Annotated in this window: 6 protein-coding genes; 5 read left to right on the top strand and 1 reads right to left on the bottom strand. The window is 64.8% G+C overall.

The genetic code is table 11. The features are described from left to right. Window positions 1-255, top strand: a 255-nt coding sequence (locus JHC81_RS13345; protein ID WP_292175485.1) for a hypothetical protein, incomplete at its 5' end; no start/stop codon positions are given. A 264-nt stretch (window positions 256-519) separates the two neighbouring features. On the opposite strand, the gene JHC81_RS13340 is transcribed toward JHC81_RS13345, so the two are convergent. Further along, a complete protein-coding gene (locus JHC81_RS13340; protein ID WP_292175483.1) occupies window positions 520-1356 on the bottom strand; it encodes a hypothetical protein in 837 nt (278 codons plus the stop codon). 723 nt (window positions 1357-2079) lie between these two features. On the opposite strand from JHC81_RS13340, the gene rpsL reads away from it, so the two are divergent. From rpsL to JHC81_RS13320, 4 genes are all read left to right on the top strand, one after another. Further along, window positions 2080-2451, top strand: coding sequence for a 30S ribosomal protein S12 (gene rpsL, locus JHC81_RS13335; protein WP_055832311.1), 372 nt, complete (start codon window positions 2080-2082; stop codon window positions 2449-2451). A gap of 66 nt (window positions 2452-2517) precedes the next feature. Next, window positions 2518-2991 (top strand): 30S ribosomal protein S7, encoded by a 474-nt coding sequence (gene rpsG / locus JHC81_RS13330; protein ID WP_292175481.1) that lies wholly within the window; start codon window positions 2518-2520, stop codon window positions 2989-2991. A 145-nt stretch (window positions 2992-3136) separates the two neighbouring features. Then, the gene (gene fusA, locus JHC81_RS13325; RefSeq protein ID WP_292175479.1) at window positions 3137-5218 is read left to right on the top strand and encodes an elongation factor G; all 2082 of its coding nucleotides are present in this window, start codon (window positions 3137-3139) and stop codon (window positions 5216-5218) included. A gap of 85 nt (window positions 5219-5303) precedes the next feature. After that, window positions 5304-5957: GTP-binding protein (locus JHC81_RS13320; RefSeq protein WP_292175477.1), on the top strand; the 654-nt coding region annotated here is incomplete at its 3' end.

Raw genomic sequence — 5957 nt, 5'->3', positions numbered from 1 at the left:
ATCTCGGCGGCGTCCTTCCAGGAGACCACCCGCGTCCTCACCGACGCCTCGGTCAACGGCAAGAAGGACACGCTGGAAGGCCTGAAGGAGAACGTCATCGTGGGCCGCCTGATCCCGGCGGGCACGGGGGCCTACCTGCGCAGCCTGCAGAAGATTGCCAACGAGCGCGACGCGGTCCTGACGTCCGCGCGCGAAGAGGCCATCGAGGAACTGCCGGCCGATCTGGCCCTGGAGCTGGAGGGCAGCGAAAGCTGATCCCCGGTCTCAGACCGACCTGAAAGAAGACGGTCCCGGAAACGGGGCCGTCTTTTTTGTTGCGCTATCGCTCGGCTCGCGGAGCCTCGCTGCCTGAGCGCGTCTCCTCCCTGTCACCTCTTGGCGATGGGGAGGGGGACCACGAAGTGGTGGAGGGGCTGGTTTCGCCGCACGCGGGTGCGCGTTGCTGCCCCCTCCGTCACGGCGCGAAGGCGCACCGTGCCACCTCCCCATTGCTGCGCAACAGGGAGGAGACAACCACACCTACTCCCTCGAAAATCCACCACCGCCCGGCACCAGCGGCTCTCCAGCGGCGCGCCGGCCGTCGCGGCGGGTGCGAATATTGGTAGTGCTGTCTGGTCGAAGCGACGGATCCAGATGCGCACCCGCCACGCCGATCCCGAAGTTGGAGCCCGGCCCCTCCTGGACCCCCACATTGCCGTTGCCGCCTGACAGAGGGCGACGGCGCGCCTCATACTCGGCCAGCCGGGCGGCTCCCTGGCGGGCAAAGCGGCTGTCGGTCTCGGGATCTCCGGAGCCACGCATTTCCGGCGTGCTGTTGGCCGCATTGGCCATGCGTTCGTCGCACCTCGCCTGTTCGGCGGGCGTCAGCAACTGGGGCGTGCGGCAGGCCAGAACGCTGTTGTTCAACCCGCGCTGGATACGGTCGCCTTGGGTCTCGGGCCGCACGGTCCATCCGCCGGACGCCGCAGAGCTCGTGGGGGCGGGCACACCCGGCGCGGGCGTGCCCACTCGGGGGCTGGGGCTGGACCGCACGCCTTGGGCCTGTTCCTCCTCACGCGGGTCGCGCAGGGGCAGGGCCTCGCTGGCCGCCGCCTGGTCAGGCAGGGTCAGGCGATCGGTCGTGCTTTCCGACGGCGTCGGCCTGACCCGCGCCGTCTCGTCCCTCAGCATGGGGCGAGGCGCGATATCGACGAACACGACCGGCGGCTGAGGCACATACGGCACCTCGTCCAGCTGCACCGCGCGGAGGCCCAGCACCGCCAGGACGAGGGCATGAAACGCCACCGACCCCGCCACTAGGGCAGGCTTGTGCCAGCGCTCGGGCAATCCTCGTCTGCTGACCTCCACCGCGCTCATCCGTCCCCATACCCCGTTCGAGAACAGGGGAGGGGGGTGAGCATGGCGGATTTAGGGCTGGCATGTTTGGCGATCGTGATTGCGTAGCCCAAGAAGCCGGGCGAAGCTTTGAGTCACGTGGGGAGTGCGACATGTCGAAACGGAAATGCGGTGTAGTGATTTTGCTGATGGCTGGGGCCGTCTCTGGCTGTGGGGGCGTCGAGGTGGTTCAGCCGTTCGACGTTAAGCCTGAAAGCTTGGTAGCGCCTGAAGGGACCGCTATTGCCTTATGCCAGGTCGGACCCGGTCGGAGGCCGCAGAATTGCGCCATCGTGTCGGCGACGCCTGACAACCCTAAGGTTCGTGATCTCGCCCTGGCTGCTGCGGCGCGCTATGACCTCAAAGATCCGCGATTGCCCCAACCACCTGTCGGGCAAATGGTCCGTTTCCGAGTCGTCGTTCAAATCCGCTGACGACTTGACCAATCCCGCCCCCCGGCGTAGAAGCCGCGCACTTTCGAGGTGTCCGGTTCGCCGGGCGTCGGGATCGTGACAATTGAGCGGACGGGCTGTGTCCCGCCGGAACGCCCGAAGCGCGCGTTCCGGTTTTTTCGTTTGGCGGTCATCTCACGGCTCGAAACTCAACCCGGGGCGGCGCGCATCTGCGTCGTCCGAAAAGAAGGCTAACGAGGCGCTCCGGCCGAAAGGCACACGCCTCCACCGATTTGAAAGAGACGAGACCTCTATGCCGACTATCAACCAACTGATCCGCAAGCCGCGCCAACCCAAGCCGGTCCGCAACAAGGTGCCTGCCCTGAAGGGCTGCCCCCAGCGTCGCGGCGTCTGCACCCGCGTCTACACCACTACCCCCAAGAAGCCGAACTCGGCGCTTCGTAAGGTCGCCAAGGTCCGCCTGACCACCGGCATCGAAGCCGTGTGCTATATCCCCGGCGAGGGCCACAACCTGCAGGAGCACTCGGTGGTCCTGATCCGCGGCGGCCGCGTCAAGGACTTGCCCGGCGTTCGCTACCACATCCTGCGCGGCGTGCTCGACACGCAAGGCGTCAAGGACCGCAAGCAGCGCCGCTCGCACTACGGTGCCAAGCGTCCGAAGTAAGCGCTCCGCTTCTCCATTCGCCGGCGACAGCCGGCATCCTCGATACGTCTTTAGAAGGCCAAGCCCATGTCACGTCGCCACCGCGCCCAGAAACGCGAAGTCCTGCCGGATCCCAAGTACAAGGATCTGATCGTCACCAAGTTCATGAACTACGTCATGTACGAGGGCAAAAAGGCCGTCGCCGAGAACATCGTCTACGGTGCGTTCGACATCCTGGCGGAGAAGAAGAAGGACCAGGAAGCGGTCGCCACCTTCCACTCGGCCCTGGACAACGTCGCTCCGTCGGTCGAAGTGCGCTCGCGCCGCGTCGGTGGTGCCACCTATCAGGTGCCGGTCGAGGTTCGTCCCGACCGTCGTCGCGCCCTGGCCATCCGCTGGCTGGTCAACGCCGCGCGCAAGCGTGGTGAGAACACCATGACGGAAAAGCTGGCCGCCGAGCTGCTGGATGCGTCCAACAACCGCGGCACCGCCGTCAAGAAGCGTGAAGACACCCACAAGATGGCCGAAGCCAACCGCGCCTTCTCGCACTACCGCTGGTAACGCCTTCAAAGCGTCACTTGCGCTGACTATCTAAGGGTTTCCGGCGCGGGCGGTTTGAGCTAAATCGCCCGCGCTCGCTTATCCGCACAGACTGATCTCCCCGAGGGCGCCTGACGCGTCCTGAACTCACTTCAAGGCACGCCTCATGGCCCGTACGCACAAAATCGAAGACTACCGCAACTTCGGCATCATGGCCCACATCGATGCGGGCAAGACGACGACGACCGAGCGGATCCTGTATTACACCGGCAAGTCCCACAAGATCGGCGAAGTGCACGACGGCGCCGCCACCATGGACTGGATGGACCAGGAGCAGGAGCGCGGCATCACCATCACGTCCGCCGCGACGACCGCCTTCTGGAAAGAGAAGCGCCTCAACATCATCGACACCCCCGGCCACGTGGACTTCACCATCGAGGTCGAGCGTTCGCTGCGCGTGCTCGACGGCGCCGTGACCGTGCTGGACGGCAACGCCGGCGTGGAGCCGCAGACCGAAACCGTCTGGCGCCAGGCTGACAAGTACAAGGTTCCGCGCATCGTCTTCGTCAACAAGATGGACAAGATCGGCGCCGACTTCGACGCCTCGGTCCAGTCGATCCGCGACCGCCTGGGTGCCAAGGCCGTGCCGATCCAGTTCCCGATCGGTGCCGAATCCTCGCTGTCCGGCCTGGTCGACATCGTCGAGATGAAGTCGGTCGTCTGGGACAACGACGCCTTGGGCGCCAACTACACCGTCGGCGAAATCCCCGCCGATCTGGTCGACAAGGCCAATGAGGCCCGCCAGTACCTGATCGACAACGCCGTCGAGCTGGATGACGAGGCGATGGAAGCCTATCTGGACGGCACCGAGCCTTCGGTGGAAGTGCTGAAGAAGTGCATCCGCAAGGCCGTGCTGACCGGCGCCTTCTATCCGATCCTGTGCGGCTCGGCCTTCAAGAACAAGGGCGTGCAGACCCTGCTGGACGCCGTGGTCGACTACCTGCCTTCGCCCGTCGACATCCCGCCGACGCCCGGCATCGACTTCAAGACGGAAGAGCCCGTGGTCCGCAGGGCCTCGGACGACGAGCCCCTGTCGGTCCTGGCGTTCAAGATCATGGACGACCCCTTCGTCGGATCGCTGACCTTCTGCCGCCTGTATTCGGGCAAGATGGAAACGGGCATGGGCCTGCTGAACTCCAGCCGTGACAAGCGCGAGCGCGTCGGCCGGATGCTGCAGATGCACTCCAACAACCGCGAAGACATCAAGGAAGCCTACGCCGGCGACATCGTCGCCCTGGCCGGCCTGAAGGAAACCCGCACGGGCGACACCCTGTGCGACCCGATCAAGTCGCCCGTCATCCTCGAGAAGATGGAATTCCCGGCCCCCGTGATCGAGATCTCGGTGGAGCCCAAGACCAAGGCCGACCAGGAGAAGCTGGGCGTCGCCCTGGCCAAGCTGGCCTCGGAAGACCCGTCCTTCACCGTCTCGACCGACCACGAGTCGGGCCAGACGATCCTGAAGGGCATGGGCGAGCTGCACCTGGACATCAAGATCGACATCCTGAAGCGCACCTACAAGGTCGAGGCCAACATCGGTCAGCCGCAGGTGGCCTATCGCGAAAGCCTGGGCCGTAAGGTCGACATCGACTACACCCACAAGAAGCAGACCGGTGGTACGGGTCAGTTCGCCCGCGTTATGATCACCTTCGAACCCGGCGAGCCGGGCTCCGGCTTCGTGTTCGAGAACTCGATCGTCGGCGGTGCGGTGCCCAAGGAATACATCCCCGGCGTCGAAAAGGGCCTGAACTCGGCCAAGGACAACGGCCTGCTGGCCGGCTTTCCGCTGATCGACTTCAAGGCGACGCTGACCGACGGCAAGTACCACGACGTCGACTCCAGCGTGCTGGCCTTCGAAATCGCGTCGCGCGCCGCGTTCCGCGAACTGAAGGAAAAGGGTTCGCCCAAGCTGCTCGAGCCGATCATGGCGGTCGAGGTCGTGACCCCGGAAGAGTATCTGGGTTCGGTCATCGGCGACCTGAACGGCCGTCGCGGCATGATCCAGGGTCAGGACATGCGCGGCAACGCCACCGTCGTGAACGCCTTCGTGCCGCTGGCCAACATGTTCGGCTATGTGAACACCCTTCGCGGAATGTCGCAGGGCCGCGCCGCCTTCACCATGCAATACGACCACTACGAGCCGGTGCCGCAACACGTCGCCGATGAAGTGATCAAGAAGTATTCCGCCTGATACCTTTGGATAAACCGGCGGACATCGTCCGCCATCACCCCTGACAAACTGGATAAGCCCCTACGCAGGGGACGGAGAGAAGAAAATGGCCAAGGAAAAGTTCGAACGCACCAAGCCGCATTGCAACATCGGCACGATCGGTCACGTTGACCATGGCAAGACGACGCTGACGGCGGCGATCACGATGACGCTGGCCAAGGCCGGTGGTGCCAAGGCGATGAACTATGCCGACATCGACGCTGCGCCGGAAGAAAAGGCCCGCGGCATCACGATCAACACCGCGCACGTGGAATATGAGACGGCCAACCGTCACTATGCCCACGTCGACTGCCCCGGCCACGCCGACTATGTGAAGAACATGATCACCGGTGCCGCCCAGATGGACGGCGCGATCCTGGTGGTGTCGGCCGCCGACGGCCCGATGCCCCAGACCCGCGAGCACATCCTGCTGGCCCGTCAGGTCGGCGTGCCGGCCCTGGTGGTGTTCATGAACAAGGTCGACCTGGTCGACGACGCCGAGCTGCTGGAACTCGTTGAAATGGAAATCCGCGAGCTCCTGAGCTCGTACCAGTTCCCGGGCGACGACATTCCGATCACCGCCGGCTCGGCCAAGGCCGCGACCGACGGCGTGAACCCGGAAATCGGCGAGCAGGCCGTGCTGAAGCTGATGGAAACCGTCGACAACTACATCCCGCAGCCGGAGCGTCCGGTCGACCTGCCGTTCCTGATGCCGGTGGAA

Source organism: Brevundimonas sp. (assembly GCF_016463295.1).
Lineage (GTDB): Bacteria > Pseudomonadota > Alphaproteobacteria > Caulobacterales > Caulobacteraceae > Brevundimonas.
This window is presented reverse-complemented; position numbering and strand designations above follow the sequence as displayed.

What these genes read in the sequence shown, in the direction of transcription:
- JHC81_RS13340 (WP_292175483.1), bottom strand. Translation starts at nt 1,356, where the DNA reads ATGAGCGCGGTGGAGGTCAGCAGACGAGGATTGCCCGAGCGCTGGCAC.
- rpsL (WP_055832311.1), top strand. Translation starts at nt 2,080, where the DNA reads ATGCCGACTATCAACCAACTGATCCGCAAGCCGCGCCAACCCAAGCCG.
- rpsG (WP_292175481.1), top strand. Translation starts at nt 2,518, where the DNA reads ATGTCACGTCGCCACCGCGCCCAGAAACGCGAAGTCCTGCCGGATCCC.
- fusA (WP_292175479.1), top strand. Translation starts at nt 3,137, where the DNA reads ATGGCCCGTACGCACAAAATCGAAGACTACCGCAACTTCGGCATCATG.